The organism is Paenisporosarcina macmurdoensis (genome assembly GCF_042658845.1).
GTDB lineage: Bacteria > Bacillota > Bacilli > Bacillales_A > Planococcaceae > Paenisporosarcina > Paenisporosarcina macmurdoensis.
Map to the genome: position 1 here is coordinate 1 of NZ_JBHSRI010000013.1, position 1,649 is coordinate 1,649.

Consider the following 1,649-nt stretch of genomic DNA (forward strand, 5'->3'; position numbering starts at 1 on the left):
AGGAGGAAGTCACCCCTGCACTCACCCTCGGAGAGCACACCTTTACGCATGTAAAGTATAGTGTGTTATACTTTTCTTGGAAGTGTTGCCGGTAAATCTCGTGATCGGAGGGAATCGAATGAGCTTTGTAGTCGCTCGAATGGTGAAGATAAAATCACATGATGTGAAGGGAATTCAATTTCATAATCAACGAGAAAAAGAGAGTCGAACCAACCCCGATATTGATCCAGCTAATCGGCATTTAAATTACGATTTGGTGAACGCGGAAAAGATTGATTACAACAAGCGAGTCAAAGAAATTATTGGGTCACAAAAAATAGGGGAACGAAAAACACGAAAAGATGCGGTCTTGGTCAATGAGTTATTGATTACCAGTGATACCGTTTTTTTCGACAAGCTGACTCCGGATAAACAAAAACAATTTTTCGAGGAGAGCTGCACCTTGTTTTCGGAACGATACGGAAAACAAAATGTAGCGTATGCCACGGTACATAATGACGAGCGCACCCCCCATCTTCACTTAGGCATCGTCCCGATGCGGGACGGGAAGTTACAAGGCAAAAACATATTCAACAGACAAGAGCTGCTTTGGATTCAAGATGAGTTTCCCAAACACATGCAAAAGCTTGGATTTGACATCGAGCGTGGCGAAAAAGGTTCGAAGCGTGAACACATTGAAACACAGAAATTCAAGGCAAATACGCTGGATCAGCAAGTCAAAGACCTGGAAACCAAGTTACAAGACGTGACGAAAGTGTACGAGGTCGAGCAACAAGTTGATAGCATCCCTGTAAAAGACAAGCGTGACCTCAAAGCGAAGATGGGTTTAAATGGCGCTAGAACCATCGAAATTTCGTCGGAAGACTATGAAACGATTAAATCCCTCGCTAAAGGATCAGAGGGGCTTAAAAGGGAAAATAAGGGTCTTTTACGCAAGGTTGAAAAGTTAGAGGTTCGCATCGACATGTTGAACGAACGAAATTCAACCCTTGTCGAGCAAAAAAAGCGATTGATGGATGAAAATAGGCAATTAAAACAGGCGATCAACACCTATGAAAAACTCGTCGATTATTTAAAAATGACTCTCGAAGCGATTAAATTCAACGCTACCAAGGGTTTGGGAATGGCCAAGGAAAAGATGCAAGCGTATGTAGGCCATGTTCGAACCGGTGTGTTGGAACAGACATTTGGTCCGGATGTTTTGAAAAAAGAACAATTTGACCAGTACATACCAGATGATGAACGTCCAGGCGCTGAGGGCATGAGAGAAACACTCCAACAAAAAAGAGAACAAGAAAAATCGATTAATCGCGGTAAGAAACAAGAGTTGGATTTAGAGAGATAGGTCTCGAAATACTGGAAAAGTGGCTACGAAATCCGTTTTTGATTACCAGCATATATCGATTACATTCCACAACCTCTAAAAAGCCGTACAAGCTCTTTTAAGGTAGTTATAATGATTGTGCTTACAAATTCCAATAAAAACGATTAAAAACGATTCTAGGTATCATAGAATCGTTTTTAGGCACATTCAGAATCATAGAAGACTGATAGTTTTGTAGAGAGTCCTGAGAGGGGCTTTTTCTTTTGGAAAAGTTTTTAATGAATTTCATTTTCCACCACCACCAGTTTCTCGCGCACGTTGTTTG

The 1,649-nt window shown here is 41.2% G+C and carries 1 protein-coding gene; it reads left to right on the plus strand.

Translation table 11 applies throughout. The features are described 5' to 3' along the window. Nucleotides 1-118: 118 nt before the first annotated feature. On the plus strand, nucleotides 119-1,345 hold the full coding sequence (gene mobV / locus ACFPYN_RS09470; RefSeq protein ID WP_377733776.1) for a MobV family relaxase: 1,227 nt from the start codon (nucleotides 119-121) through the stop codon (nucleotides 1,343-1,345). The last annotated feature ends 304 nt before the right edge of the window (nucleotides 1,346-1,649 follow it).